This window comes from Rhodoferax sp. AJA081-3 (genome assembly GCF_017798165.1).
Lineage (GTDB): Bacteria > Pseudomonadota > Gammaproteobacteria > Burkholderiales > Burkholderiaceae_C > Allorhodoferax.
In genome coordinates this window covers 215,435-242,337 of record NZ_CP059068.1, presented here as the reverse complement: position 1 = coordinate 242,337, position 26,903 = coordinate 215,435, and the positions used below count along the sequence as shown (strand labels likewise).

At 58.3% G+C, this 26,903-nt stretch carries 27 protein-coding genes and 2 tRNA genes; 7 read left to right on the top strand and 22 right to left on the bottom strand.

The annotated features are described in order from the left end of the window. Positions 1–24 precede the first annotated feature (24 nt). Positions 25–945, top strand: coding sequence for a LysR family transcriptional regulator (locus HZ993_RS01160; protein ID WP_209395452.1), 921 nt, complete (start codon positions 25–27; stop codon positions 943–945). Between the two features lie 67 nt (positions 946–1,012). Continuing rightward, positions 1,013–1,696 carry an ABC transporter substrate-binding protein gene (locus tag HZ993_RS01155; RefSeq protein ID WP_209395451.1) on the top strand — a complete coding sequence of 228 codons (684 nt, stop codon included), beginning with the start codon at positions 1,013–1,015 and terminating at the stop codon, positions 1,694–1,696. Between the two features lie 21 nt (positions 1,697–1,717). On the opposite strand, the gene HZ993_RS01150 is transcribed toward HZ993_RS01155, so the two are convergent. The 16 genes from HZ993_RS01150 to rpsB all read right to left on the bottom strand — a co-directional run bounded on the left by HZ993_RS01150 (position 1,718) and on the right by rpsB (position 16,759). Beyond that, positions 1,718–2,488: an RNA methyltransferase gene (locus HZ993_RS01150; RefSeq protein WP_209395450.1), complete on the bottom strand. Its 771-nt coding sequence runs from the start codon at positions 2,486–2,488 to the stop codon at positions 1,718–1,720. Beyond that, the gene (gene rnhB / locus HZ993_RS01145) at positions 2,485–3,123 is read right to left on the bottom strand and encodes a ribonuclease HII (RefSeq protein WP_209395449.1); all 639 of its coding nucleotides are present in this window, start codon (positions 3,121–3,123) and stop codon (positions 2,485–2,487) included. Before rnhB ends, HZ993_RS01150 begins: the two co-directional genes overlap by 4 nt. Continuing rightward, positions 3,095–4,249 carry a lipid-A-disaccharide synthase gene (gene lpxB, locus HZ993_RS01140; protein WP_371816956.1) on the bottom strand — a complete coding sequence of 385 codons (1,155 nt, stop codon included), beginning with the start codon at positions 4,247–4,249 and terminating at the stop codon, positions 3,095–3,097. The genes rnhB and lpxB overlap by 29 nt, the downstream gene beginning before the upstream one ends. A 2-nt stretch (positions 4,250–4,251) precedes the next feature. Continuing rightward, entirely contained in the window at positions 4,252–5,040 is a 789-nt protein-coding gene (lpxA, locus tag HZ993_RS01135) for an acyl-ACP--UDP-N-acetylglucosamine O-acyltransferase (protein ID WP_209395448.1), read from the bottom strand. A 23-nt stretch (positions 5,041–5,063) separates the two neighbouring features. After that, complete coding sequence (gene fabZ / locus HZ993_RS01130; protein ID WP_209395447.1) at positions 5,064–5,504, bottom strand: 3-hydroxyacyl-ACP dehydratase FabZ; 441 nt, start codon at positions 5,502–5,504, stop codon at positions 5,064–5,066. Beyond that, complete coding sequence (lpxD, locus tag HZ993_RS01125; protein WP_209395446.1) at positions 5,501–6,475, bottom strand: UDP-3-O-(3-hydroxymyristoyl)glucosamine N-acyltransferase; 975 nt, start codon at positions 6,473–6,475, stop codon at positions 5,501–5,503. Before lpxD ends, fabZ begins: the two co-directional genes overlap by 4 nt. Positions 6,476–6,499: 24 nt before the next feature. Beyond that, complete coding sequence (locus tag HZ993_RS01120; protein ID WP_209395445.1) at positions 6,500–7,009, bottom strand: OmpH family outer membrane protein; 510 nt, start codon at positions 7,007–7,009, stop codon at positions 6,500–6,502. After that, a complete protein-coding gene (bamA, locus tag HZ993_RS01115) occupies positions 7,009–9,312 on the bottom strand; it encodes an outer membrane protein assembly factor BamA (RefSeq protein ID WP_371816993.1) in 2,304 nt (767 codons plus the stop codon). The genes HZ993_RS01120 and bamA overlap by 1 nt, the downstream gene beginning before the upstream one ends. A gap of 40 nt (positions 9,313–9,352) precedes the next feature. After that, complete coding sequence (gene rseP / locus HZ993_RS01110; protein ID WP_209395443.1) at positions 9,353–10,783, bottom strand: RIP metalloprotease RseP; 1,431 nt, start codon at positions 10,781–10,783, stop codon at positions 9,353–9,355. Between the two features lie 21 nt (positions 10,784–10,804). Then, entirely contained in the window at positions 10,805–12,004 is a 1,200-nt protein-coding gene (locus HZ993_RS01105) for a 1-deoxy-D-xylulose-5-phosphate reductoisomerase (protein ID WP_209395442.1), read from the bottom strand. Further along, entirely contained in the window at positions 12,001–12,846 is an 846-nt protein-coding gene (locus HZ993_RS01100) for a phosphatidate cytidylyltransferase (RefSeq protein WP_209395441.1), read from the bottom strand. Before HZ993_RS01100 ends, HZ993_RS01105 begins: the two co-directional genes overlap by 4 nt. 11 nt (positions 12,847–12,857) lie before the next feature. Next, on the bottom strand, positions 12,858–13,583 hold the full coding sequence (uppS, locus tag HZ993_RS01095; RefSeq protein ID WP_209395440.1) for a polyprenyl diphosphate synthase: 726 nt from the start codon (positions 13,581–13,583) through the stop codon (positions 12,858–12,860). 32 nt (positions 13,584–13,615) lie between these two features. Beyond that, a complete protein-coding gene (gene frr, locus HZ993_RS01090; protein ID WP_209395439.1) occupies positions 13,616–14,176 on the bottom strand; it encodes a ribosome recycling factor in 561 nt (186 codons plus the stop codon). 47 nt (positions 14,177–14,223) lie between these two features. Beyond that, on the bottom strand, positions 14,224–14,946 hold the full coding sequence (pyrH, locus tag HZ993_RS01085) for a UMP kinase (protein WP_209395438.1): 723 nt from the start codon (positions 14,944–14,946) through the stop codon (positions 14,224–14,226). 51 nt (positions 14,947–14,997) lie between these two features. Further along, positions 14,998–15,921 carry a translation elongation factor Ts gene (gene tsf / locus HZ993_RS01080; protein ID WP_209395437.1) on the bottom strand — a complete coding sequence of 308 codons (924 nt, stop codon included), beginning with the start codon at positions 15,919–15,921 and terminating at the stop codon, positions 14,998–15,000. An 85-nt stretch (positions 15,922–16,006) separates the two neighbouring features. Next, entirely contained in the window at positions 16,007–16,759 is a 753-nt protein-coding gene (gene rpsB / locus HZ993_RS01075; protein WP_209395436.1) for a 30S ribosomal protein S2, read from the bottom strand. 255 nt (positions 16,760–17,014) lie between these two features. Between rpsB and HZ993_RS01070 the strand changes: the two genes are divergently transcribed. Together HZ993_RS01070 and HZ993_RS01065 are read left to right on the top strand one after the other, a co-directional pair. Then, positions 17,015–17,902, top strand: a complete 888-nt coding sequence (locus HZ993_RS01070) for an MBL fold metallo-hydrolase (RefSeq protein ID WP_209395435.1) — start codon at positions 17,015–17,017, stop codon at positions 17,900–17,902. Beyond that, the gene (locus HZ993_RS01065) at positions 17,796–19,346 is read left to right on the top strand and encodes an NAD(P)H-hydrate dehydratase (RefSeq protein WP_371816992.1); all 1,551 of its coding nucleotides are present in this window, start codon (positions 17,796–17,798) and stop codon (positions 19,344–19,346) included. The genes HZ993_RS01070 and HZ993_RS01065 overlap by 107 nt, the downstream gene beginning before the upstream one ends. A gap of 21 nt (positions 19,347–19,367) precedes the next feature. Here the strand turns inward: HZ993_RS01065 and rnr are convergent, their stop codons facing one another. After that, entirely contained in the window at positions 19,368–21,632 is a 2,265-nt protein-coding gene (gene rnr / locus HZ993_RS01060) for a ribonuclease R (RefSeq protein WP_245213771.1), read from the bottom strand. Here rnr and HZ993_RS24230 point away from each other — a divergent pair. Both HZ993_RS24230 and HZ993_RS01055 read left to right on the top strand, forming a co-directional pair. Beyond that, positions 21,585–21,767, top strand: coding sequence for a hypothetical protein (locus HZ993_RS24230; RefSeq protein WP_245214025.1), 183 nt, complete (start codon positions 21,585–21,587; stop codon positions 21,765–21,767). The genes rnr and HZ993_RS24230 overlap by 48 nt on opposite strands. Positions 21,768–21,856: 89 nt before the next feature. Next, positions 21,857–21,943, top strand: a tRNA-Leu gene (locus HZ993_RS01055). Positions 21,944–22,068: 125 nt separating this feature from the next. Here HZ993_RS01055 and rimO read toward each other — a convergent pair. The 3 genes from rimO to HZ993_RS01040 all read right to left on the bottom strand — a co-directional run bounded on the left by rimO (position 22,069) and on the right by HZ993_RS01040 (position 24,187). Beyond that, positions 22,069–23,463 carry a 30S ribosomal protein S12 methylthiotransferase RimO gene (gene rimO, locus HZ993_RS01050; RefSeq protein WP_209395432.1) on the bottom strand — a complete coding sequence of 465 codons (1,395 nt, stop codon included), beginning with the start codon at positions 23,461–23,463 and terminating at the stop codon, positions 22,069–22,071. Between the two features lie 55 nt (positions 23,464–23,518). Further along, complete coding sequence (gene phaR / locus HZ993_RS01045; protein ID WP_209395431.1) at positions 23,519–23,968, bottom strand: polyhydroxyalkanoate synthesis repressor PhaR; 450 nt, start codon at positions 23,966–23,968, stop codon at positions 23,519–23,521. A gap of 142 nt (positions 23,969–24,110) precedes the next feature. Then, a tRNA-Val gene (locus HZ993_RS01040) sits at positions 24,111–24,187 on the bottom strand. A gap of 134 nt (positions 24,188–24,321) precedes the next feature. On the opposite strand from HZ993_RS01040, the gene HZ993_RS01035 reads away from it, so the two are divergent. Beyond that, positions 24,322–25,080, top strand: a complete 759-nt coding sequence (locus HZ993_RS01035) for a 3-hydroxyacyl-CoA dehydrogenase (protein WP_209395430.1) — start codon at positions 24,322–24,324, stop codon at positions 25,078–25,080. 104 nt (positions 25,081–25,184) lie between these two features. Here HZ993_RS01035 and HZ993_RS01030 read toward each other — a convergent pair whose 3' ends face one another. Further along, positions 25,185–26,084, bottom strand: a complete 900-nt coding sequence (locus HZ993_RS01030; RefSeq protein WP_209395429.1) for a DMT family transporter — start codon at positions 26,082–26,084, stop codon at positions 25,185–25,187. A gap of 15 nt (positions 26,085–26,099) precedes the next feature. Continuing rightward, the gene (locus HZ993_RS01025; protein ID WP_209395428.1) at positions 26,100–26,882 is read right to left on the bottom strand and encodes an SDR family oxidoreductase; all 783 of its coding nucleotides are present in this window, start codon (positions 26,880–26,882) and stop codon (positions 26,100–26,102) included. Positions 26,883–26,903: the final 21 nt, after the last annotated feature.

The window sequence follows — 26,903 nt, the reverse complement described above, 5'->3', positions numbered from 1 at the left end:
GCAAAACCACAGCAAAATGCCGCCATGCAACTCCAACTCGATGACGTCGCCCTGTTTGCCCGTATCGCCGAGCTGGGCACCCTGTCGGCCGCCGCCCGCGAGCGTGATGTGCCGGTCAGCCAGGTCACACGTTCGCTGGCCCGGCTGGAGGCGGCCTGCGGCGTGCGCCTGTTGCACCGAACCACCCATGGACTGAGCCTGACCGACGAGGGTGACACTTTTTTAAGCTATGGCCGCCGCCTGCTGGACACCACGGCCGAGCTGGATAGCGAGCTCACCGGCAAGATCGGTGGCCCCAGCGGCTGGGTGCGGGTGACCGCCAGCCCGCTGATGGCCGATTGTGTGCTTGCGCCCAGCCTGGGTGGCCTGTACCAGCGGTACCCCAATCTGCACCTGGACATCAGCGCCGACGACCGTGTTGCCGACATGGCACGTGAAGGGTTTGACATCGCCATCCGCAGCGGCACGCCCAACAGCGACACCGTGGTGGCACGCCAAATTGGCACTTTTGGCCGCACCGTGTGCGCCTCGCCCGACTACCTGCGCGCCCATGGCATACCCAGCCATCCCCGTGACCTGGAACACCACCGCCTGCTGGCCAACAGCGTCAGCCCTAGCCTGAACCGCTGGGCGTGGGCCGACCCGCTGGGCCAGGGCCAGGCCGAGTGGCAGGTCAACGCCCACACACGGGCCGACAACACCGCCCTGGTCGTGAGCCTGGCGCTGCAAGGTCTGGGCATTGCCCGCATCCATGACCTATCTGCCCTGCCCCTGATACGCCAAGGGCGACTGGTACCCGTCTTGCAAGACTACTTCGTCAGCCCCCAGGTACCCATTTACGCTGTGATCCTGCAGGAGCGGCACCGCCTGCCTAAGATACGGGCGTGTATTGACTACTGGGCAGAGTGGATAGCCGAGACGGCTTTAGGCAAAAACACCATCTAGCCCCAGTGAAATATCAACACATTGCTATGCAAACTATAGCAATCGAGGTTATCCCTGAAAGGGTTGTATGAACAAGCTCTTCGTTTGTTTTCTGTGGTTGGTGGCCGCCCATACCAGTGTGTTGGCCCAGCAGGTCATACGCGTTGGCACATTGGAAGGCGCCCAGGGTTTTGAGCCAGCCATTGCCGCCGTCTACAAAGAAATAGGGTTGCAAGTGGAGTTTGTACTGCTGCCACCCGAGCGTTCACTCAAGAGTGTGGAAAGTGGTGTCATTGATGCCGAAATGGCGCGTGTGGTGGGCGGCACGGCGGGATACCAAAACGTGGTGGAGACACACGAGCCCTTGTTGGAGCTGCAATTGCTGGCGGTCGTCCGGAAAGACTTCAAGGCCAAGCAACTGGCACCTGCCGATTTGAAGGCCTACAAACTGGGCCTTTACCGCGGCACCAAACTGGCCGAAGGCCTGGTCGCCAAACTGGGGCTGGAGGCCACAGCGGCCAATTCCACCCTGCAAACCTACCAGATGCTCAACGCCGGGCGATTTGATGTGGCGCTGGTCAGCTCGGTCACACCTGTATCCATGTACCCGGAGTTTTCGGGTTCGCTCAAGACGCTGGAACGCCCCGTGGCCACATCCAAAGTGGTCCACGTGGTGAATAAAAAGTGGGCGGCTTATGTGCCCAAAATAGACGCCGCGGTGAAGGCCTTGAAGGCCGACGGACGCTGGGCCAAACTGATTGCAGGCTACTGATAGTTTGGCCGGGCGAATCGGTTAACCCGCCGCCAAACTGCTGGCGTGCAGGCAGATGGCGGCTGCGGCTGCCACGTTGAGCGATTCCTCGCCGCCGGGTTGCCCTATGCGCACATGCACCGCGGCACGGGCCATCAGCTCGGGGCTAACGCCCTGCCCTTCGTGGCCAAAGGCCCAGGCCGTGGCAATGGGCAGGCGCAGGTTCTGGATCAGTTCACCCTGGTGCGAACTGGTCACCACGATGGGTACCTGCAAGGCTTGCAAATCGTCCAAACCCAGACCTTCGATCAGGTGCAGGCCGAAGTGGGCACCCATGCCAGCCCGCAAAACCTTGGGTGACCACAGCGCGGCACTGCCCTTGAGCGCCACCACTTGCCTGAAGCCAAAGGCCCCGGCGCTGCGCAGGATGGAGCCCACGTTGCCCGCGTCTTGCACACGGTCCAGGATGACGGTGGCTGCATTTGGCAGCAAGGCGGCCTCGGCCGGCAGGTCCAATACAAAACCAACCCCTGCGGGCGACTCCAGGCCACTGAGCTCCCGAAACAGTTGCGCCGGAACCACTATGCTTTTTATAGCACTCTGTGCATATTGCACGGGGGCTAGAGGGTAAAACTCCTCAGTGAATACCGCCACAGCAGGCTTCAGGCCACGCTGCAGCGCTGCACTGCACAGGTGGTCCCCCTCCACCCAAAAGCGCCCGGCCTTGCGGTAGGCGGTGTTGTCCTGCGCCACCTTGCGCAGCTCTTTAAGCAGCGGATTCTCGCGCGAGGTGATGGCAACCGGTTGATTCATGCCGCGCGCCCCTGTGCGCCGGCCAGAACCTGGGTCACGGGGCTGAAGCTCTTGCGGTGCTCCGGGCAGGCACCGTGGGCTTGCAGGGCCGCCAGGTGTTCGGCCGTGCCATATCCTTTGTGACCGGCAAAACCGTATTGGGGGTACTGGGCGTCCAGCTCGGCACACCAGCGGTCGCGCGTCACCTTGGCCAGTATGGACGCGGCCGAGATGGCAGCGACCTTGCTGTCGCCCTTCACAATCGCCTCGGCCCGCATGCTCAGCACCGGCAGGCGGTTGCCATCCACCAGCACCAGCACCGGTTTGAGGCGCAGACCTTCCACCGCACGGCGCATGGCCAGCATCGTGGCCTGCAGGATGTTGATCTGGTCAATCTCTTCAACGCTGGCTTGGGCGATGGAGCAGCACAGCGCCTTGGCGCGGATCTCGTCATACAGCTGCTCGCGCCGGCGCGCAGTCAACACCTTGGAATCGGCCAGGCCTTCAATGGGGTTGCGCTCGTCCAGTATCACAGCGGCGGCCACCACGGGCCCGGCCAGTGGACCGCGGCCAGCCTCGTCCACGCCGGCCATCAGGCCCGGGGTGTCCCACGCGAGCGAGACCTGCTCAGCGTGCAAGAATTTTTTCGATCGCATCGGTTGCCAAAGTAGAGGTGTCGCGCTGGAGCGTGTGGTGCAGCGCCAGAAAACGGTCTTGCAAAGCGGTGATTTTCGCAGGCTCGCGGTCCATGGCGTCAAACCATTGCAGCATGGCATCACTCAGGGCTTGGGGCGTGGCCTGGTCTTGCAACAATTCGGGCACCACAAACTCACCACAGAGGATATTGGGCAGGCCCACCCAGGGCTGCAGTTGCTTGCGTTGCATCAGCTTCCAGGACAGCCAGTGCATGTTGTAGGCAATGACCATGGGTCGTTTGAACAGCGCGGCCTCCAGCGTGGCCGTGCCACTGGCGATCAGCGTGGCATCGCAGGCGGCCAGCACGGTGTGTGACTGGCCCGCCACGATCTGGATGCGGCCCGCCAATCCAGCCTCTGCGGCTAGTGCTTCTATGCGCGCGCGCAGCGTGGGTACCGCGGGCACTACAAATTGCATAGCAGGATAGGCTTTTTGCATGCGGGCCGCAGCCTGAAAGAACCTAAGGGCCAGGTATTCCACTTCGGACTTGCGGCTGCCTGGCAGTATGGCCACCACGCGCGCATCGGGCGCCAGGCCCAGCTTGGCACGGGCAGCGGCGCGGTCCGGCTGCAGCGGGATCACATTGGCCAGCGGGTGGCCCACATAGGTGGCGGCGATGCCATGCTGGGCCAGCAGTTCCGGCTCGAACGGGAAGATGCACAACACATGGTCGGCCGCACGGCGGATCTTCTCGACCCGGTCAGCGCGCCAGGCCCAGATCGACGGGCAGACGAAGTGCACGGTGGGAATGCCCTGGGCCTTCAGTGCGGCCTCCAGACCCAGATTGAAGTCTGGTGCGTCCACACCAATGAAGACGCCGGGGCGCTCCTGTAGCAGGCGTTCACGCAGCTGTTTGCGGATGCGCAGCAGGCCGGCCACCCGTTTGAAAACTTCGATGCTGTACCCGTGAACGGCCAGGCGTTCGCTGGGCCAGTGGGCTTTAAAGCCGCGCTGGGCCATTTGTGGGCCACCGATGCCGCTGGACTGCAGACCCGGCCAGCGCGCGCGCAAACCATCGAGCACCAGCCCGGCGAGCAAGTCGCCGGAGGCCTCGCCGGCCACCATGGCTACTTGCGGCTGCGGCATGGTCAGCGCGCGATGCCGCTGGCAGAGGTGGCGAGAAAGCCGTCCATCAACGCGATGTCCGCCGCGGCTTCAGGCATAGTGGCCGCCAGGCCCTGGATGGCTGTGCGCGCCTCGTCCAACGTCTTGCCCTGGCGGTACAGGAACTTGTGCATCTCGCGGATGGCGGTGATACGTTCGGCCGAAAAATCACGCCGGCGCAGGCCGACCAGGTTGACCGCACGCACCGCCAGCGGGTTGCCGTCCACCACCATGAAGGGAGGCACATCCTTGCCCACATGGCTGGCAAAACCGACCATGGCATGGGCGCCAATGCGCATACGCTGCAACACACCGGTCAGGCCACCGACTGTGGCCCAGTCGCCCACATGCACATGGCCGGCCAGTGTGGCGTTGTTGGCCATCGTGATGTGGTCGCCCAACTGGCAATCGTGCGCAATGTGTGTGTAGGCCATGATCCAGTTGTCACTGCCGATGCGCGTCACAAAGGCGTCGCCGGGCGAACCAATATTGAAGGTGCAAAACTCGCGGATGGTGTTGCGGTCGCCGATGCGCAGCTCGCAGGGTTCACCGTTGTACTTCTTGTCCTGTGGAATGGCCCCCAGCGAGTTGAACTGAAAGATGCGGTTGTCGCAGCCAATCGTGGTGTGGCCTTCGATGACGCAGTGCGGGCCCACCGTGGTGCCCGCGCCGATGCGCACGTGCGGACCGATGACGGTGTAGGGCCCGACTGTGACGGTGCTGTCCAGCTCGGCGGCCGGGTCCACAATGGCGCTGGGGTGGATATGGCTCATGACCGGTACGCCTTCTGCTGCATTCAGGCAATGGTGCGCACCGCGCAGGTAAGTTCAGCCTCTACCGCCAACTCGCCGCCCACCGTGGCCCAGGTCTTGAACTTGAAGATGCCGGCTTTCATGCGCAACAATTCTGCTTCCAGTATCAGCTGGTCTCCCGGCTCCACCGGGCGCTTGAAGCGTGCGCCATCAATGCCTGCAAAGTAATAAATCATGTTGTCATCGGGTTCGACACCCAGCGCATCAAACGACAGCAATGCCGCCGCTTGCGCCAGGGCTTCAAGCATCAACACCCCTGGCATCACCGGACGGTGGGGGAAATGCCCTTCAAAAAAGGGCTCATTCATCGTGACGTTCTTCAAGGCCTTGATGGTTTTGCCCTTGTCCAACTCCAATACGCGGTCCACCAGCAGAAAGGGGTAGCGGTGCGGGAGCTTCTTGAGAATTTGGTGGATGTCCATCATTTTTTTGTCTCTTTTTCCAAAGTTTTAATACGGTCGCGCAGGCTGTGTAACTGCTTCAAGGCTGCGGCATTGCGCTCCCATGTTGCGTTGTCATCCAGCGGGAAAATGCCGGTGTAGTGGCCCGGTTTCGGGATCGATTTGGTGACCAGGGTGGCGGCCGAAATATTGACGTTGGCGCCCAGGGTCAAATGGCCCAGGATGATGGCGCCACCGCCCACCGTGCAGTGTTCACCAATGGTGGCACTGCCGGCAACACCCACACAGCCGGCCATGGCCGTGTTGCGACCCACACGCACGTTGTGGCCGATCTGGATCAGGTTGTCGAGCTTGACGCCGTCTTCAATGATGGTGTCTTGCAAGGCGCCGCGGTCTATACAGGTGTTGGCGCCGATTTCGACGTCATTGCCAATGCGCACAGCACCGAGTTGTTCGATTTTTTCCCAGGCCTCGCCATTGGGTGCAAAACCAAATCCATCTGCACCAATGACCACACCGGAGTGGAGGATGCAGCGGTCCCCGATCACACAGTCTTCACTCACCGTCACGCGGGATTTGAGTACTGTATGGGCACCGATGCGTGCGCCCCGCTCCACCACGCACAAGGCGCCAATGGAGGCTGTGGGGTGAACCACAGCTGCAGAATCCACCACCGCACTGGGGTGGATGGTCGCCCGCGCGCGCGGCCCAGGCCCGTGTTTCCACAGCTGGGTCAGCTTGGCGAAGTACAGGTAGGGGTTGTCGGTAACGATGCAGGCGCCGCGGGGTATAGCCGCCTCTTGCATCTGCGGCGCCACGATGACACATGCCGCCCGGGAAGCCAACAGTTGCTGCTGGTAGCGCGGATTGCTGAGAAAGCTCAGGTGCTCGGGTGTCGCGGTTTCCAGCGGCGCCAGGCCCGTCACCACCAGGGACGGGTCTCCAAACAACTCGCCGCCCAGAGCGGCGACGATGGAAGCCAGATCAAGCTTCATACCCCAAACCCGGTTGCCCGGGCTTTATTTGGAGCCTGCGTTGAGGATTTTGAGGACCTTGTCGGTGATGTCATGTTTGCTGTTCACGTAGACCACTTCCTGGATCACGATGTCGTATTTCTCAGAATCGGCAACCTGTTTAACAGCCTTGGTGGCACGGTCCAGCACCTGTTGCAGCTCTTCGTTGCGGCGGCCATTCAGGTCTTCCTGGTACTCACGGTTGCGACGCTGCAGATCGCGGCTGAGCTCTGCACCCTCTTTTTGGCGCGCTGCGCGTTGGCTTTCGCTCAGCGTGGGTGCGTCGCGTTCAAACTTTTCACCAAAGGCCTTGAACGCGCCCTGCAACTCAACCAGTTCTTTCTGGCGCTTGGCAAACTCTTGTTCCAGTTTGGACTGCGCCGTCTTGGCGGGCAGGGATTCGTTGGTGATGCGCTGGATGTTGACAACACCCACTTTGAAATCCTGGGCGTTGACACCGATGGAGCCAACCACGAGCAGCGCTGACAGCAACCAACGCAGTTTTGAAGTATTCATTAGAAAGAGCTTCCGATCTGGAATTGCAGTTGTTGAATTCTATCGCCTTCGAATTTCTTGACGGGCCATGCATAGGCCAGGCGCAGGGGGCCAACTGGGGATATCCAGCTGATACCAAACCCGTAGGACGAGCGCATGTCTTGCAGTTGCAGACCTTCGTCAGGCCCATAAATGCCACCGGCGTCCGCAAAGGCATAGACCCGCAGCGTACGGTCCTTACCGCCACCGGGCAGAGGAGACAACAATTCGGCGTTGAAATTGATTTTTTTAGTACCACCGGTTGCGGTTAGGCCCAATGTACGTTGTGACTCGGTTGTCAAACTACCCTGCTCGAAGCCGCGCACCGTTCCCAGACCGCCGGAATAGAAATTCTTGAAGATGGGGTAAAACGAATCACCCGTTGCAGAGCCTACCGACAGTTCGGCGTTCAGTGCCGCGGTGATCTTGTTGGTCACCGGTAAGTACTGTTGGTAGGCGGCGGTTCCGCGGACATATTTCAGCTCGCCCGCCACACTCCATTCGGCCGAGGTCTTGATCACCTTGCCAACGGTTGGCACCAGGGCGCTGTCACGCGAATCGCGCCCCCAACCCACGGTGAGTGGCACAGCATTGCTGGTGAAGCCAAACTTGTTGGCAAAGTCCTGGTACACCACAGGCAGCAGAGTGCCCGGCACGATGGTGGTTTGGTCTATACCCAGTCCAAAAAATACGGTGTCGTATTCACTGAACGGCACACCGAAACGGACGCTGCCACCCGTGGTCTCGATCTTATAACTGTCAATATCGAGATAGGGTTTGGAATCGCGCTTGTAGATATCGATGGAGCGTGACACCCCGTCTTCGGTGAAATAGGGGTTGGTTGTATTGAACACCAGTACGCGGTTCTGCTTGCTGGTGTTCACTTCAACACCGAGCGAGTTACCAGAGCCAAAGGCATTGTCTTGCTTGAATCCAAACGACAGGCCAACGCCGTCTGCGCTGGAGATGCCCGCACCCAGACTGATGCTGCCCGTTGGCTTCTCGACCACCGAAATGGTCAAGTCCACCTGGTCAAAGGAACCTGGCACTTCCGAGGTGTCCATGGTGACTTCCTTGAAGTAACCCAAACGGTCCACCCGGTTGCGGGACTGCTTGATGCGTTCACCGTCATACCAGGATGCCTCCAGTTGCCGGAACTCACGGCGAATCACTTCGTCACGGGTACGGTCATTGCCCGCTACATTGATGCGGCGGACGTAGACACGGCGCGACGGGTCTACCTGCAAGGTCACCTCCACCCGATTGGTGGCCCGGTCAATCACGGTACGCGGTTCCACCCGCGAAAAGGCATACCCAAAGTTGCCAAAGTAATCGGTAAACGCCTTGCTGGTGACGGCGACTTGGTCCGCGTTGTACGGTTGCCCGACCTGTATGGCGACCAGCGACTTGAATTCGGCATCCTTGTCGAGGAAGTTGCCCACCAAATTAACCTTGGACACCACAAACTGGTCACCCTCGGTCACATTGATCGTGAGGCTGATGTCTTGTTTGTTCGGAGAAATGGCTACCTGGGTGGAGTCCACCTTGAATTCAAGATAACCCCGTGCCAAGTAATAAGAACGCAGCGACTCGAGATCGGCATTCAATTTGGCGCGCGCATAACGGTCCGACTTGGTGTACCAGCTCAACCAGCCACCGGTGTCCAGATCAAACAGGCCACGCAGGGTTGACTCGGAAAATGCCTTGTTACCCACGATGCGGATTTCACTGATCTTGGCAGGCTCACCTTCCTGCACCGCAAAACTCAAATTCACACGGTTGCGATCCACTGGCGTGACCGTGGTAATCACTTCCGAGGCATACATGCTGCGGTTGATGTACTGGCGCTTCAACTCCTGCTCAGCCTTGTCGACCAGTGCCTTGTCAAAAGGCCTTCCATCGGCCAGTCCGATCTGCAGCAGCGCTTTTTTCAGCACATCTTTGTCAAACTCTTTGGTGCCCGAAAAATCAATCTCGGCAATGGTGGGACGCTCTTCGACAATAACAATCAGCACACCGTCACTGACATCGATACGGACATCTTTGAACAAACCGAGCCCGAACAGCGCCCGAATGGACGCCGCGGCCTTGTCATCGCTGTAGGTATCACCGACCCGAACGGGCAAGGACGCAAAAATTGTCCCCGCCTCGGCTCTTTGCAAGCCTTCAACACGGATGTCCTTGACGGTGAATGGCTCAACAGCCCACCCGCTCTGCAGGAAGAGAAGCGAGACCGCCGCCACGGAAGCGCGGCGTAAAAAATTACGATTGAATTGCATTTTTATCAATTTAAGTATTCCGGAAATTTGAGGTCGGCCCGGTTGCTCACCGCAGCAAACGCGTCACATCGTTAACGATGGCAACGGACATCATCATCAGCAAGATCACCAACCCAAACTTTTGCAGCCGTTCTGTCCACGGTTGCGACACAGGCTTGCCGGAAAGTGCCTCCCAAAGATAATACATCAGGTGCCCTCCGTCGAGGATGGGGAGCGGCAGCAGGTTCAGAACCCCAAGACTGACACTCATCAAAGCGAGAAAAAGCAGGAACGGTGTGAGGCCCATGGCGGCTGACTTGCCGGCATAGTCGGCAATGGAGATAGGACCACTCAAATTGTCGAGTGATGCCCGCAAGGTCACGATTTGCCCCAAGACGCGAAGCGACAAAGCCGAGGTTTCCCAGGTTCGCGCGACGGCCTGCGCCACGCTGTCCAGCGAACCATAACGAACAACCGCTGCTTCTGGCGGCGCAGCAATTCCGGCCCCAATGCGGCCCACCGTGGGAACCGCTGTGTCTGGCCCCGCAGGGGTACCAAACCAGTCAGCGAACATTGCTCTCAAGCGGTTCACGGCGGGAGGCTTTTCTTGCACCGATCTGGGCTCTACCAGCACGGTCAAACGCACACCATTGCGCTCCACGAGCCAGCGTTGTGCGGGTGGCACGCCATTGCGACCAGAGGCGCGGATCATGGCGTGCAACTGTGCAGCATCCACAATGTCGACGGCGTCCACCCGCAACACCAGATCGCCCGATTGCAATTGGGCCTGCTGTGCGGCTTCACCGGGCGCCACCATACCGATGCGTGCCTGCATGAACGGTGCCGACGCACCTATGTGCTGGAACAATTTGGCATCCGCGCTGCTGGCATCGACACCCTTGAGCTGCAACAGTGCAGCCTGCGGGGTTTGTCGCTGAGTGGATACAAACTCCACCTGCACATTGCGTTGCTCAATCGCGCCCCGCGCCAGCCACCAGCGAAAGCCATCAAAAGACACCACGTCCTCCAGAGACTCGCCTTCGAAACCAGCCTGGAGAATACGCTCACCTCCGGTAAAGCCAGCCGTTGCCATCACCGAACCCTGCGGCGGCTTGGCCACGACAGCCTGGGCCATTTCGATACCGGTCCAGTTGACCCAGCTGTACAAGGCAACCGCCAGGATCAGATTGGCCACAGGCCCTGCCAGCACGATGGCAACCTTGTTGCGCAGCGGCTGTGCATTAAAGGCCTGTGCACGTTCGTTCGGCTCGACGGGGCCTTCACGCTCATCCAGCATCTGGACATAACCACCCAATGGCAACATGCCCACGACAAATTCCGTACCTGTGGTCGCCGATGTCCACCCCCACAGCCGAGGGCCAAAACCTACGGAAAACCGCAGAACCTTGACACCACACCAACGTGCAACCGAAAAATGGCCAAGCTCATGCACGGCGACCAGGATGACTATGGCGACGAGGAAGGCGAGTAGCGTCATCGACTGAGCAGACCTATCCCATCAAGCCGACAAACGCGAGATGGCAGTTTCTGCGGCACGCCTTGACAACTGATCCAAGGCCAACAGGTCTTGCAATGATGCAGGCGTCTCGGGAGTGATCACGTTCAAGGTCTCGGTGTTGATCTGGTGAATGTGGTCAAACCGAATCCTGCGCGTGAGAAAGGCCGCAACGGCGACCTCATTGGCGGCGTTCAAAACGGCTGTTGAGCCTGCAGGTGCTCTCAAAACCTGCCATGCCAGATCAAGGCCCGGGTAACGCTTTTTGTGGTCTTCGGAATCGAAGGTCTCAAAGCTGAGCCCGGCCATCGTGGAAAAATCCAGCGCGGTTGCTCCCGATGTAACACGCTCAGGCCAAGACAATCCATACGCGATAGGGCCCCGCATATCCGGTGTGCCCAGCTGTGCAACAACCGAGTTGTCCACGTACTGCACCATGGAGTGGATTACGCTTTGTGGATGGATGATGACCTGGATCTGCTCCGGCGCCACACCAAAGAGGAACTTGGCCTCAATGACCTCCAAGGCCTTGTTCATCATGGTCGCAGAGTCGACGGAAATCTTGCGGCCCATGACCCAATTGGGATGGGCACAAGCCTCTTCCGGCGTGACCTGGTGCAAGGTCATGGGATCGCGGGTTCGAAAGGGGCCGCCGGACGCGGTCAAGATGATCTTGTCGATACGTGCCGCCCAATCCTTGGGGTCTTGCGGCAAGGACTGGAACACTGCAGAGTGTTCACTGTCAATGGGTAACAACCGGGCACCGCCCAAGGCAACGGTGTCCATGAAGAGCTGCCCCCCAACGACCAGCGCTTCCTTGTTGGCCAGCAGCAAGCGCTTGCCCGATTGGGCAGCAGCCAGGCAGGGTGCTAGGCCGGCGGCACCCACAATGGCAGCCATGACCGTGTCAGCCAACTCATGCCTTGCCACCATTTCGATGGCTTCATCGCCCCACAAAACTGTGGTGGACAAACCTTCGGCCTTGCAGCTGTCTTGCAGTTGTTTGCCGTGTGTCTCACTGGCCATCACCGCAAATGCTGGCTTGTGCCGCGCACATTGGGCCAGCATTGCATCAACACTGGTTGAAGCTGTCAGCGCAAACACTTCAAACCGTTCGGGGTGACGATCAACAACATCAAGCGTGTTGACGCCAATGGATCCGGTGGAGCCTAGAACGACTACTCTAGTTTTTTCTGCGTTCATAAAGTGGAGAACATCATCGCCAGCGGCAATATGGGGAGCAATGCATCAACCCGGTCCAAAACGCCTCCATGCCCTGGTAACAAGCCGCTGCTGTCCTTGATACCCGCACTGCGTTTGAACAAGGACTCAACCAAATCACCCACGATGCTCATCGTCGCCAAAAACAACAGCGCCAAAACCATGAAGGCCACATGCACAACGCCCAAGCGGGTGTAAAGGCTTGCCGCCCCCAGGGACATGGAGGCATCCAGAGAGCGCCACACCACGGCGCACACCAGCACACCGAGCATTCCACCAAAAGCCCCTTCCCAGGTCTTGCCAGGGCTGATGGATGGCGCCAGCTTGCGGGAGAAAAACTTCCCACCCAACGCCCGACCAGCGAAATACGCAAAAATGTCAGCCGCCCACACCAGCACAAATATGGAAAAGAGGAAATTGATACCTTCGATGCGCGCCTGCGCCACGGCGATCCAGGCCACCCACAACGTCAGCACACCACCAACCAGACGCAGGGACCTGGGAACACAGCCCCAGACCGCAACACCGCGGTACAAAAGCCAGGCACCCAACAACACCCAGGCACTACCCGCAACAATCCACAGCGACTTGAGCGGGACATAGAGTAAGCCGCCGTACCAGGACAACAGGCACACCGCTGCACACACGCCGCCGATTGCCAACGAAGCCAACGGGCCACTTTGGTTCATGCGCGCCCATTCCCATGCAGCAGCGGAAATCAGAACAACCGCGACCCCAGCAAATACTTCAGGTACGGGATAAAAAACGGCCGGCAGCAAAACGGCCAGCATCAACAAGGCCGTGATGATTCTTTGCTTCAGCATGGGGTCCCTTTTTAGGCTTTCGTGACCGATTTGCCGACCAGTTGATCTGACGTTTTTCCGAACCGCCGTTCACGTGACGCGTAGTCCGACAAGGCCGCGTCCAGGGCCGCTTCGTCAAAGTCCGGCCACAACAATTCGCTGAAATACAGCTCTGTATAGGCGGACTGCCACAACAGAAAATTGCTCAGTCGCATCTCGTTGCCGGTTCGAATCAGCAAATCGGGATCTGAGCAGAAGGACAAAGAGAGAGCTTGAGACAGGGATAGTTCTGTGATCGGTGTACCTGCCGCCGCCAATCGCGCAGCGGCTGACGCGATATCCCAACGGCCACCGTAGTTGAAACAGACATTGAGCGACAACAAGGTATTGCCAGCTGTCAAGGCTTCCGCATCCTCCAGCCCTTTTTTGACGCGTTCAGACAGGCCTTCACGCGAGCCAACGAAGCGCAAGCGGACGCCATCGCGCTGCAGCTTGGGTACCTCACGCGACAAGGCCATGGCCAGGATATCCATCAGGCCAGACACCTCTTCAACCGGACGGTTCCAGTTCTCAGAAGAAAAGGCGAACACGGTCACGGTGTCAATATGCCGACTGGGGCAAGCGCTGATGATGCGCTTGAGCGTCTCTACGCCCCGGTTGTGCCCCGCAATACGGGGCAAAAAACGCTTGGAAGCCCAGCGGCCATTCCCGTCCATGACGATGGCAATATGGCGTGGCACGTTATGCAGTTCTGCCATAGGGACGTGCTGGTTTCAGGTCATCACGGGTATCAAACCGCCATGATGTCTTGTTCTTTGGACACGACCAGGCGGTCGATATCAATAATGTGCCTGTCCGTCAACTTCTGAATCTCGGCCTCAGAGCGTTTTTGGTCATCTTCGGACGCCAACTTTTCTTTCACCAGCTTCTTCACAGCCTCGTTGGCATCGCGACGCAAATTGCGCACGGCGATCTTCGCATTTTCACCTTCACCGCGGACGACCTTGGTCAGTTCTTTGCGGCGTTCTTCCGTCATCACAGGCATAGGGACACGGATCAGATCACCCATGCTGGTGGGGTTCAACCCCAGATCACTGTCGCGAATGGCTTTTTCGATCTTGGCACCCATACCCTTTTCCCAGGGCTGCACGCTGATGGTGCGAGCGTCCAACAAGGAGAGATTGGCGACCTGACTGAGCGGCAGCATGGCGCCGTAGTAGTCCACGTGAACCGTGTCCAACAAAGCTGGATTGGCGCGTCCGGTACGAATCTTGGTCAGATTGTTCTTAAAAGACGCAATGGACTGGTCCATTTTTGTATCAAGCGTTTTTTTGATTTCTTCGATTGCCATAGTTCATCCTCTGAATGTCAAGCCCGCTAGCAAGTTCAAACAAACTCTCACACGTGCACCAGGGTGCCTTCGTCTTCACCCATGACCACCCGCTTGAGCGCGCCATGTTTAAAAATGGAGAACACCTTGATGGGAAGTTTTTGGTCACGGCACAAGGCAAATGCGGCTGCGTCCATGATTCCCAGATTCTGGGACATCGCTTCATTGAACGTGATCTTGGAGTACCGGGTCGCGTGTGCATCCTTCTTGGGATCTGCCGTATACACACCGTCCACCTTGGTGGCCTTCAGCACAATTTCCGCGCCTATTTCTGCGCCGCGCAAAGCCGCCGCAGTGTCGGTCGTGAAAAAGGGGTTGCCAGTACCGGCCGCAAAGATGACAACCTTGCCTTCTTCCAGGTACTGCAAGGCTTTGGGCCGCACATAGGGCTCGACGACCTGCTCAATCCCAATGGCCGACATCACGCGGGCGGTTAAACCAGCCTTGTTCATGGTGTCGCCCAAGGCCAATGCATTCATCACGGTTGCCAACATTCCCATGTAGTCAGCAGTGGCGCGGTCCATGCCCACAGACCCGCCAGCCACTCCACGGAAAATATTGCCGCCACCAATAACCACCGCCATTTCCACGCCCAGACGTGTCACCTCGGCGATTTCATCCACCATGCGCACAATGGTGTCGCGGTTGATGCCAAACTGGTCGTCACCCATCAAGGCCTCACCCGACAACTTCAGCAGTATGCGTTTGTAAGCAGGTTTTTCTTGGCTCATGGGTGACTCCAGTTATCGCGATTAGACCGTGTGGCGTGCAAAGGCTGTCAATTAAGCAGCTTGCTGTGCAGCCGCGACCTGCGCAGCCACTTCTGCTGCAAAGTCATCAACCTTCTTCTCAATGCCTTCGCCGACCACATACATGGTGAACGCCTTGACGTTAGTAGAAGCGGCTTTGAGCATCTGCTCAACCGTTTGCTTGTCGTTCTTGACGAACGTCTGGTTGAACAGCGAAACTTCTTTCAGGTACTTTTGCACGCCACCTTCGATGCGTTTGGCAACAATTTCCGCTGACTGTACAGGCTTGCCGGCAGCAGTCGCGACCGCAGCATCTTCAGCCGCCTTGGCAGCAGCCACTGAACGTTCACGTTCCACCAGTTCAGCGGGCACATCGTTGCTGGTCAAGGCCACGGGTTTCATGGCCGCGACGTGCATGGCTACGTCTTTGGCCGCTGTGGCATCACCTTCAAACTCTACGACCACACCGATGCGGGTGCCGTGCAGGTAGGAAGCCAATTGCGCGCCCGTAGCAAAACGCTTGAAACGGCGGAAAGTCATGTTTTCACCGATCTTGCCAATCAGACCCTTGCGCACATCTTCCAATGTGGGGCCAAAACCGTCTTGTTCGTAGGCCAATGCACCCAATGCAGCCACGTCTGCCGGATTGTTTTTCGCTACCAGGGCCACGGCCGCATTGGCCAAACCCAGGAAGCTGTCGTTCTTGGTCACGAAGTCGGTTTCGCAGTTGACTTCGAGCAAGGCGCCTACGTTGCCGTCCATGCTGGTAACCACAACGCCTTCAGCAGTGATGCGGGCCGCGGCTTTACCAGCCTTGCTACCCAGTTTCACACGCAACAACTCTTCAGCCTTGACCATGTCGCCTTCGGCTTCGGTCAGTGCCCTTTTGCATTCCATCATAGGGGCATCAGTTTTTCCACGCAGTTCAGCAACCATGCTAGCGGTAATTGCAGCCATTTCGTATCTCCGTAATCAGTTCAATAGTTTAATAAAGGGCTAAAAAAAAGGGGCAACGAAGCCCCCTTTTTCAGGCGGGACAACTTCAAGCAGAAGCGTCGCTCACCTCAACGAATTCGTCACTGCTCTCAGCGGCAACCGCCTTGACCACATCGTCCATCTGGTTGGCGCGGCCTTCCAGGATCGCGTCAGCGATGCCACGGGCGTACAGCGTCACAGCCTTGGAAGAGTCATCGTTGCCAGGAATCACGTAGTCAATGCCTTCAGGCGAGTGGTTGGAGTCCACCACACCAATCAAAGGAATGCCCAGCTTGCGTGCTTCGGCGATGGCGATCTTGTGGTAACCCACGTCGATCACAAAAATCGCGTCTGGCAACGCAGCCATATCCTGGATGCCGCCAATGTCTTTTTCCAACTTGGCCAACTCACGGGCAAACATCAGCTGTTCTTTCTTGCTCATGCTGTCCAAGCCAGTTTCCTGCTGGGCCTTCATCTCTTTGAGGCGCTTGATCGAAGTCTTGACCGTCTTGAAATTGGTCAACATGCCGCCCAACCAACGCTGGTCCACAAAAGGAACACCAGCGCGCTGCGCTTCTTCAGCCACGGTTTCGCGCGCTTGGCGCTTGGTACCAACCATCAGAATGGTGCCGCGCTTGGCCGACAACTGGCGGACAAACTTGGCCGCTTCCTGGAACATCGGGAGCGACTTTTCCAGGTTGATAATGTGGATTTTGTTACGGTGACCGAAGATGAACGGGGCCATCTTGGGGTTCCAGAAGCGGGTTTGGTGTCCGAAATGAACGCCGGCTTCCAGCATTTCGCGCATTGTTACTGCCATAAATTACTCCAAAGGTTAGGTCTAAGATTCAGCCCCCTTATCGCCAGCCCAAGCAGCAATTTGCATTGCTCAAGCCGGTAACACCTTGACGGGGCGAATCTGCGATTTGCTCACCAACGGTTACATGCACCATCAGCAAAGCCAGTCGAGTATAACATGCCGGCAAGTGCCGCTGACCACTCCTCTACCAGCTCAAATCCTTGGGATTTCCGGCCGACAATGTGGCAGGATGGACAAAAACTGTAAGGAATCGCCATGAAGGTCAGATTTTGGGGTGTTCGCGGATCCATTGCCTCGCCTGGCCCCAAAACGGTGCGCTATGGCGGCAACACCACCTGCATCGAGATTCGCACCGACAACAACGAGCTCATCATTCTGGACGCAGGTACCGGCATCTTTCCCTTGTCTCAAACCCTGCTTGCGGAATTGCCGGTCACAGCCAACATACTGATTACCCATTCCCACTGGGACCACATCCAGGGTTTGCCGTTTTTTATTCCAAACTTCATTCCAGGCAACACCCTGCGTCTGCACGGTGGTTTTGACCCGGTTTCCGGCAAGGGTATTGAGCAGGTTATGTCGGTTCAGCTGCAGTACAGCTTTTTCCCCGTCCGTGAGGCAGAGATGAAGGCACGCATGGAGTACGTGACCCTGGTTCCTGGCGAATCGCACACCATAGGGTCCGCAACGATTACGCCATGCATGCTCAACCATCCGGTCATCGACTTCGGCTACCGCATCGAAAGCAACGGCAAATCCGTGTTTTTTACCGGTGACCACGAACCACCGTACAACATCTATGAACCCGGAGACGAGGGATACGCCGAATACCAGGGTTTTGTTGACGACAAAAACGCAGCCATCCTGGACGCCATCCGGGATGTGGACGTGCTGATTGCAGACTCGTCCTACACCGACGCGGAGTACCCTTCGAAAAAAGGGTGGGGACATGGCACCTTCAGCTCCAGTATTACAAGCGCTAAACAAGCGAACGCAAAAGTACTGTTTTGTACGCACCATGAGCCCACGCGCAGCGATGACGCGCTTGAGGAGGCATTCAAAGACGCATTGCAAACCAACGCGGCCATCACCCATGGAATGGATATCCGGCTGGCGCGCGAAGGAGATACCTACGAATTCTGAACGCATACTGGGCATTCACGGCGCCAGCCCCACTGACTACGCCCATCTGCTCTACACAACCGCCCAGTCGCGATCTGTGGAGGCCAATGCTGCAAAGCTGCTTCCGCCCCACATGCTGATGCAACGGGCAGGACTTGCGGTTGCTCAGTTCGCGATGGCCATTGCACCCCATGCAAAAGCAATTTGGATACCTTGCGGACCCGGAAACAACGGCGGTGATGGTTACGAGGCGGCAATACACCTCAAGTCGTGGGGCAAGTCACCTGTCGTGACCGGTATGGACAGCCCAGACCATGCTCCCATTGACGCAAAAGCTGCACGACAGAGAGCAATAGATACAGGGGTGGCGTTTGCTGACGTTGCGCCCCAGCAATACGATCTGTGTATCGACGCTTTGTTTGGCATCGGCCGCATCCGTCCGTGGAACCACCTTTGCACAGCGTGGATACAACGGATGAACACCGGGCCCGCGCCCGTGTTGGCAGTTGACCTGCCCTCGGGCCTGGATGCCGATACGGGCGCAACGCCTGCACTGCACGTCAAGGCGAACTACACGCTCAGTCTTTTAACGCTCAAACCCGGCCTGTTCACGGCAGACGGACGCGAGGCCAGCGGAGATATCTGGTTCAACAGCCTCGGAGTGACCCCGCATGCGCATGCTGGCGCACGCTTGACCAGGCGACCACCCTACCCAAGACGGGCACACAACACCCACAAAGGTAGTTTTGGCGACTTGTGTGTGGTGGGAGGCATGTCCGGCATGACCGGTGCAGCCCTGCTGGCGGCGCGCAGCGCGCTGATGGGCGGTGCCGGGCTTGTGTATGTCAGCATGCTGGACGCCGGAACTATGCGGCTGGACCCTACCCATCCTGAACTCATGTTCCGCGGTCTGTCTGAGATGAACCTGGCATCCATGACTGTGGTGGCTGGTTGCGGGGGTGGCGATGCCATCCATGCATGTATGCCACAGCTACTAGAGCAGTCCGCCCGACTGGTACTGGACGCCGATGCACTGAACGTTATTGCCAAAGACACTGGCCTTCAACATGCGTTAAGGGCACGACGCGCCCACACCACGGTGCTAACACCACACCCGCTGGAAGCGGCGCGATTGATGAAAACCAGCACGACAGAAGTTCAGGCGAACCGGCTTGGCGTTGCCCAGGCCATGGCGGATCGCTTTGCCTGCGTCGTAGTTTTGAAAGGTTCAGGCACGGTGATTGCCGCGCCTGGCGTCTTACCACACATCAACCCGACCGGCAATGGGCGCCTGGCTACGGCTGGTACAGGCGATGTATTGGCCGGACTGATTGGCGCGCGCCTCACGGCCAACGCTGATGTGTTTATTAGCGCGTATGACGCCGTGTATCAACACGGCCAGGTGGCGGACGAATGGCGCTCTGATACCACCATGACCGCCCAAGACCTGGCGCGAGCGCTGTAAACCGCGCCCCGCCCTTCGTTGTCAACGGCGTTTACGAGGCGCCTTTTTCTGTGACGCCGAACCCTTGTCCGCTGATTTGGACGTCTTCGCAGACTTTGCAGTTGATCGCTTGCGCGGCTCGTCCATAAACGGCACCGAGCGACCACCAACGGGCATATCCGAACGCTCAGATTTTGAACTGCGAGGTTTGGATTCACGCCCACCGTTTTTGTCCGCCATGGCACGCGATACTAGGCCATCACCTTCCTGTATCAACCGGAAGTCGATCTTCCGCCCATCCAGGTCCACGCGACTGACCTGGATACGTACACGGGTGCCGATGGCGTAACGCATACCCGATCGTTCGCCGCGCAACTCCTGGCGCGCTTCGTCAAAACGGTAGTACTCACCACCGAGTTCGGTGATGTGGACCAAGCCTTCCACATACATCGCGTCCAAGGTGACAAAAACACCGAAGCTGGTGGCCGCAGTGACCACGCCACCGTACTCCTCACCCAAGTGTTCTTTCATGTACTTGCACTTGAGCCAGGCCTCTACGTCACGACTGGCCTCGTCTGCACGGCGTTCATTGGCACTGCAATGCAAGCCAGCCGCTAACCAGGCCATACCTTCGGCGTTGGTCTTCTTGGGTACCTGGTTGGGTTGCCCCATACGGGACGCGGCACCTTTCTCCAGCCTGCGGGCCAATTTGGCATGCGCCTCACCCGGAATCGGCAACACCGGCAACTGGTAACGCGTCTTCGCCAGAATGGATTTGATGACCCTGTGCACCAGCAAGTCCGGATAACGGCGAATTGGGCTGGTGAAATGGGTGTAAGCGTCATAGGCCAAACCGAAGTGGCCACTGTTCGTAGGCGTATAGATCGCCTGCTGCATGGAGCGCAACAACATGGAGTGAATTTGTTGCGCGTCCGGGCGGTCCTTGGTGGCCACCGCAATCGCCTGAAACTCACCGGGCGACGGATCGTCACTGATCGTCATGCCCAAACCGGTCACCTTCAGGTAATTTTGAAGAATCTCCTTCTTCTCCGGCGTAGGTCCTTCATGCACCCGGAAGAGGCCGGGGTGTTTGCTCTGCGCAATGAAATCCGCACTGCAGACGTTCGCGGCCAACATGGCCTCTTCGATGACCCGGTGTGCCACATTGCGCGTGCGCGGCACAATTTTTTCGATACGGCCGTTTTCATCACACACGATTTGTGTTTCAGTGGTTTCAAAATCGACCGCACCACGTTTTTGACGGGACTTGAGCAGCGCCTGGAACACACCGTGCAGGTTGAGCAAATCCCCCACGCGGTCCTTGCGTTTGATGGCTTCCGGCCCACGGGTATTGCCCAAAATAGCCGCTACCTCGGTGTAGGTGAACCGTGCGTGGCTCCACATGACAGCCGGGTAGAACTGGTAGGCGTTGACCTCGCCATCGGCGGTGACAAACATGTCGCACACCATGCACAGGCGCTCCACCTCGGGGTTGAGTGAGCACAAGCCGTTGGACAGTTTCTCCGGCAGCATGGGAATAACCCGCCGCGGGAAATACACGCTGGTCGCGCGGTCATAGGCGTCGATATCAATGGCCGAACCGTTTTCTACGTAATGGCTAACGTCTGCAATGGCCACCAGCAAGCGCCATCCTTTGATACCTGATTTGCCACGACCCTTGGTAGCAGGTTCGCAATACACCGCATCGTCGAAATCTCGTGCATCTTCACCGTCGATGGTGACCAAGGGCACATCGGTCAAGTCGATGCGATCTACTTTGTCCTGGGGTCGAACTTTGTCGGGCAGTGTGCGCGCCAACGCAATACAGGCCTCCGAAAACTCATGCGGCACACTGAACTTGCGCACGGCAATTTCTATTTCCATGCCGGGGTCATCCACCTCACCCAGGACCTCTTTGATACGCCCAACCGGCTGACCAAACAGTGCAGGCGGCTCCACCAACTCGACCACAACCACCTGCCCTGGCTTCGCCACGCTGGTGGCGCCCTTGGGAATCAGTACATCGTGGCCATAACGCTTGTCTTCTGGCGCCACCAGCCACACGCCGCTTTCTTGCAGCAGTCGGCCAATAATGGGCTGGTTCGACCGCTCCAGTATTTCGACCACCCGCCCTTCGGGCCGCCCCTTGCGGTCACTGCGCACGATGCGTACCTTCACTCTGTCCTTGTGCAACACCGCACGCATCTCGTTGGGAGGCAGGTAAATGTCGGGCGCGCCGTCGTCGCGGGACACAAATCCATGGCCATCCCGATGGCCTTGGACTATTCCTTCAACTTCATCCAGCAAGCCGCTGGTCTGGCTAATATTTTTAATACGATTGCTCTCTTTCCTGAGATGCCCAAGTGGCGGAATGTTAGACATCATCGCACACCACTTTCACGGATCCCTGAAGACGCTTATGCTTTCAACGAGAAGCCTTGATGGCCCAGAAAAAATCTTCGCCATGGACATGTGAATTCAGAAGTCGGCCCAATTTAGGGGCCAAAAATCATGCTAGAATTCAATTCGTTGCCCAGATGGCGAAATTGGTAGACGCACCAGCTTCAGGTGCTGGCGGTTGCAAGACCGTGGAAGTTCGAGTCTTCTTCTGGGCACCAAAGTTAGATGAGGCCTGTAACGCAAGTTACAGGCCTTTTTCTATTTCCGCAGCACGCGACAACACATAAAAAAAAGCCGCTGGGTCGCAGCGGCTTTTTGCATTCTGGCTACAACCCATGCACCGTCATATCGGTATGGCAACCAAATCGTGTCCCTGCGCCGCAACGATGCGGGCCTTGGTGAAATCACCCACCTTCAAAGTTTTGCTGATTTTCTCGGGCGGCAGCAAACGCACCACGCCATCAATCTCAGGCGCATCGGCATAACTTCTTCCAACACCACCCTTTTTACCCATGCCGGGCGCAGAGTCCACCAGGATCTGCATCGTGGACCCCACGCGACGCTGCAGCTTGGCGATGGACACCTCTTCTGCCACAGCCATGAAACGCGCACGGCGCTCCTCGCGCAACTCTACGGGCAACATGCCAGGAATGTCATTGGCTGTTGCACCATTCACGGCGCTGTAGGCAAAACATCCGGCGCGGTCAATCTCGGCCTCACGGATAAAGTCCAGCAGGTGTGAAAACTCTTCTTCGGTCTCGCCCGGGAAGCCCGCAATAAAGGTGCTGCGCACCACAATCTCGGGGCACACCGCACGCCAGGCCTGCAAACGCTCCAGATTCTTCTCGCCACTGGCAGGTCGCTTCATGCGGCGCAACACATCAGGGTGGCTGTGCTGCAAAGGAACATCCAGATACGGCAACACACTGCCGGTTGCCATCAGTGGCAGGATGTCGTTCACGCTGGGATAGGGGTACACATAGTGCAAGCGCACCCAGGCGCCATAGGGCTCTGCAATCTCGCCCAGAGACTGCACCAGTTCCAGCATCCGTGTCTTGACAGGTTTGCCGTCCCAGAAACCGGTGCGGTATTTAACGTCAACACCATAGGCCGAGGTGTCCTGGCTGATCACCAGCAACTCCTTGACGCCGCCTTCAAACAGGGCACGGGCTTCGGTCAGCACATCACCAATGGGGCGTGACACCAGGTCACCCCGCATGGACGGGATGATGCAGAAGGTGCAACGGTGGTTGCAGCCTTCGCTGATCTTCAGGTAGGCGTAATGCCGGGGCGTGAGCTTGATACCCGCCACACCAAAGGAATTGGGCACCAAATCCAGGAAGGGATCGTGCGGCTTGGGCAAATTGGTGTGTACCGCATCCATCACCTCCTGGGTGGCATGTGGACCAGTGACGGCCAGGACCTTGGGGTGCATCTGGCGCACCATGTTGTCGCCGTTCTCTGCTGTCTTGGCCCCCAGACAGCCGGTGACGATCACGCGACCGTTCTCCGCCAAGGCCTCGCCAATGGTGTCCAGGCTTTCCTTGACGGCATCGTCGATAAAGCCGCAGGTATTGACAATCACCAGATCAGCACCCTGGAAGGTCTTGGAGGTTTGGTAACCCTCGGCACTCAGTTGGGTCAGGATCAGTTCGGAGTCCGTAAGGGCTTTGGGACATCCAAGGCTCACGAAGCCAACGGTGGGAACACGTGCGGGGGTAGAAATTGCTTCACTCATGCAGCGATTGTCGCCGCTTTTGCTCCAGAAGGCCCGTTGCGGGCCTGTCGCACACCTAGCGCTTCAGACCGAAGGTGCCCAAAAGCTGCTCGGTTTGTTTCTGCATCTGCTCCTGCATCTGCTGGAACAGGTTGTTGCCCATGGTGCCCTGCACCAACGGTGCCTGCATGTCCATCAGGGCCTGCATGTTTTTCTCAAGGTAGCCACCCATCAGACCCTGCATGGTGTGGCCGTAAAAACGGATGATATTGGCCAGCACAGCGGCCGTGAACATGGGCGTGCCGTTGGCTTCTTCTTCCAGAATGATTTGCAACAGGATGCTGCGTGTCAGGTCTTCTCCGGTCTTGGCATCACGCACCACACAGGGTTCGTTTTCCATGACCAATTGTTTGATCTCGGCCAGCGTGATGTAGCTGGAGGTATCGGTGTCGTACAAACGCCGATTGGGGTACTTCTTGATGACCCGCTGCGTTGGTTTTTTATCGGTATTGGTTTTGCTTTGCATAGCGAGTGACGGCTTCCCTGGGGAGCAAAAATGTATTGCAGTGCAACACATTCTAGGGACTGCCAAAGAGAGGCCGGCCTGGGATTACCCTAGGGACAAAAACAAAAAAGCCCCGCATCCAAAAAGGATACGGGGCATATTTTGGTAGGCGCAATTGGACTCGAACCAACGACCCCCACCATGTCAAGGTGGTGCTCTAACCAGCTGAGCTATGCGCCTACAAGTATTCGAGAGGCCGAAGTATAGCAGTAAAAAATTGGGGTTCTGAACATGCGGCGCCACAACACCGTCTTACGCCATAATTGACGTTAACGTAAACGTCAACTTTTCATCCACTCCACAAGGAAAACACCATGGAAATCGCAGGCAAAGTATTCATCGTCACCGGTGGCGCGTCAGGCTTGGGCGAAGGCACCGCCCGCATGCTCACCGCCAAGGGCGCAAAGGTCGTCATTGCCGACATGCAAGTCGAAAAAGGCGAAGCCATCGCCAAGGAGCTCGGCGGCGCGTTTGTGAAGTGTGATGTGAGCCAGGAAGCCGATGGCCAGGCGGTTGTTGCCAAGGCTGTTTCCATGGGCAAGCTGATGGGCCTGGTCAACTGCGCGGGCATTGCACCCGCCGAAAAAACCATTGGCAAGAACGGCGCGCACAGCCTGGCCGTATTCAGCAAAACCATCACCGTCAACCTGGTCGGCAGCTTCAACATGATCCGTCTGGCATCCGAAGCGATGTCCAAGAACGACCCCGAATCCACCGGTGAACGGGGTGCCATCATCTCCACTGCATCAGTGGCAGCATACGACGGCCAAATGGGCCAGGCAGCCTACAGCGCGTCCAAAGGTGGCGTGGTTGGTATGACACTGCCCATTGCACGCGACCTGGCCCGCAACGGCATCCGCAACATGACCATTGCCCCTGGCATCTTTGGTACACCCATGATGTTTGGCATGCCCCAGGAAGTGCAAGACTCTTTGGCTGCCGCCGTGCCCTTCCCTTCGCGCCTGGGCACGCCACAAGACTACGCCAAGTTGGCCGTGCACATTTTCGAAAACGACATGCTCAACGGCGAAGTGATTCGCCTGGACGGCGCTATTCGCCTGGCGCCCCGCTGAGCACAACCCCGAAGCCAAAGACCGCAATTTCCCGCCGGGCCGCCCCAAGGGAGATTAGCCCCTTCGGGGGGGGCAGCGACCCGCGCAGCGGCGGAGCGTGGGGGCTATCTATGCGCCCGAATGGATGCGAGGATACCCAACACAAACAACACGCTGGCCACCATCTGCGCCAGCGTGAAGTGTTGCCCCAGCACGGCAAACGCAAACGCCAGACCAAACAATGTTTCACTGACGATCAGCTGCCCACACAAACTGGCGCTCAGGCGGCGGCTTGCGTGGTTCCACAGCACCGTGGCCAGCCAGCCCGACCCCACACCGATTGCTACACAAACAATAGCGGATTGACCAATATCCGCGGGGGCTAGAAGCACTTTTAGCTCAGTGCCTATTGCTCCCCACAAGGCCACGGCCGCCACACCGGCGGCCACGCCCATCCAATTGGCCCAATCGGTGGTGGAAACACTGTGGTGCCGCTTCAGCCATGCGGAATTGAGCACCGCAAAACCGGTCCAGCTGAGCATGGCAGCAATCGCATAAGCCACGCCGCGCCAATACACCCAGGCGCTACTCTCTTGCCCTGGCGTCGCTGCATCCGGCACCTCCAGCATCAGACCCAGACCCAAAGCCGTGAGCAACAAACCCGGCACCAGTTGGCGCCAATGCAAATCCGCGGGTTTGCCCAGCAGCATGACCCAAAGCGGGATCGCCCCCACCATCAGCGTGGGCAAGGCCGGACCGGCATCACGAATGGCCAACACCAACAACAGGTAATAGCCCGAGAAACCCAGCACACTCAAACCGGTGGCCACAAGCGCTTGCCGCAGCGTGGGCAGCGCGCGGGTGCGAATCTGCACCACCATCACCACCAGGGACGTGAGCCCGTAAAACAGATAGCGCCCTGCAACCAGATCCACTGCAGACAAATTGGGGGCCAGTTGGGGCGCGATAAACACTAGCCCCCATAGCGCGCCCGCTGCCAGACCCGCAAGAATGCCGCCCAACATCAGGCGCAGGTGCCCTTAGGCACCAAAACCATCGTCTGCGGCAATCACCGCGCCATTGATGAAATGGCTCTGGTCCGAGCACAACATCACGATCAGCGCGTCCAGATCCTGCGGCTGACCTACACGCTTGCGCGGCAACATCTGAATCAGCTTTTGCCCGGCTTCGGTCTGCCAGTGGCGGTGGTTGATTTCGGTATCGATGTAGCCCGGGCAGATGGCGTTCACGTTGATGCCGAAACGGCCCCACTCCAGCGCCATGGCCTTGGTCATCTGCACCACGGCCGACTTGCTCATGCAATACACGCCAATCTGCGGCAGCACACGCAAGCCGGCCATGGACGCCACGTTGATGATGCGCCCACCCGTGTAGCTACCGGGTGCCGAGCCCGTGGCCCGCGCCAGCATGCGTTTGCCCACCTCTTGCGCCACAAAAAAGGCGCCTTTGACGTTGGTGTTGAACATGTAATCAAAATCGTCGGGCGACACGTCCTGCAGACGCTGCGTGGTGCTGACGCCGGAGTTGTTGACCAGGATGTCGATGGAACCGACCTCGGTCTCTGCATGGGCTACTGCCGACTTGATGGAGTCGTGGTCGTTGACGTCCAACTCGATCACATGGGCGTCACCGCCCTCGCCGTTGATGGTGGCGCGCAGGTCCTTGAGTTTTTCAACCCGGCGGCTGGCCAGGACCACGGCCGCTCCCGCTGTCGCCAAGGTGCGCGCAAACTGGGCGCCCAAGCCGCTGGAAGCGCCGGTGATGAAGGCGACACGCCCCGAGAGATCGATGCTGTATGCCATTTAGAGAACCTCCACGAATAA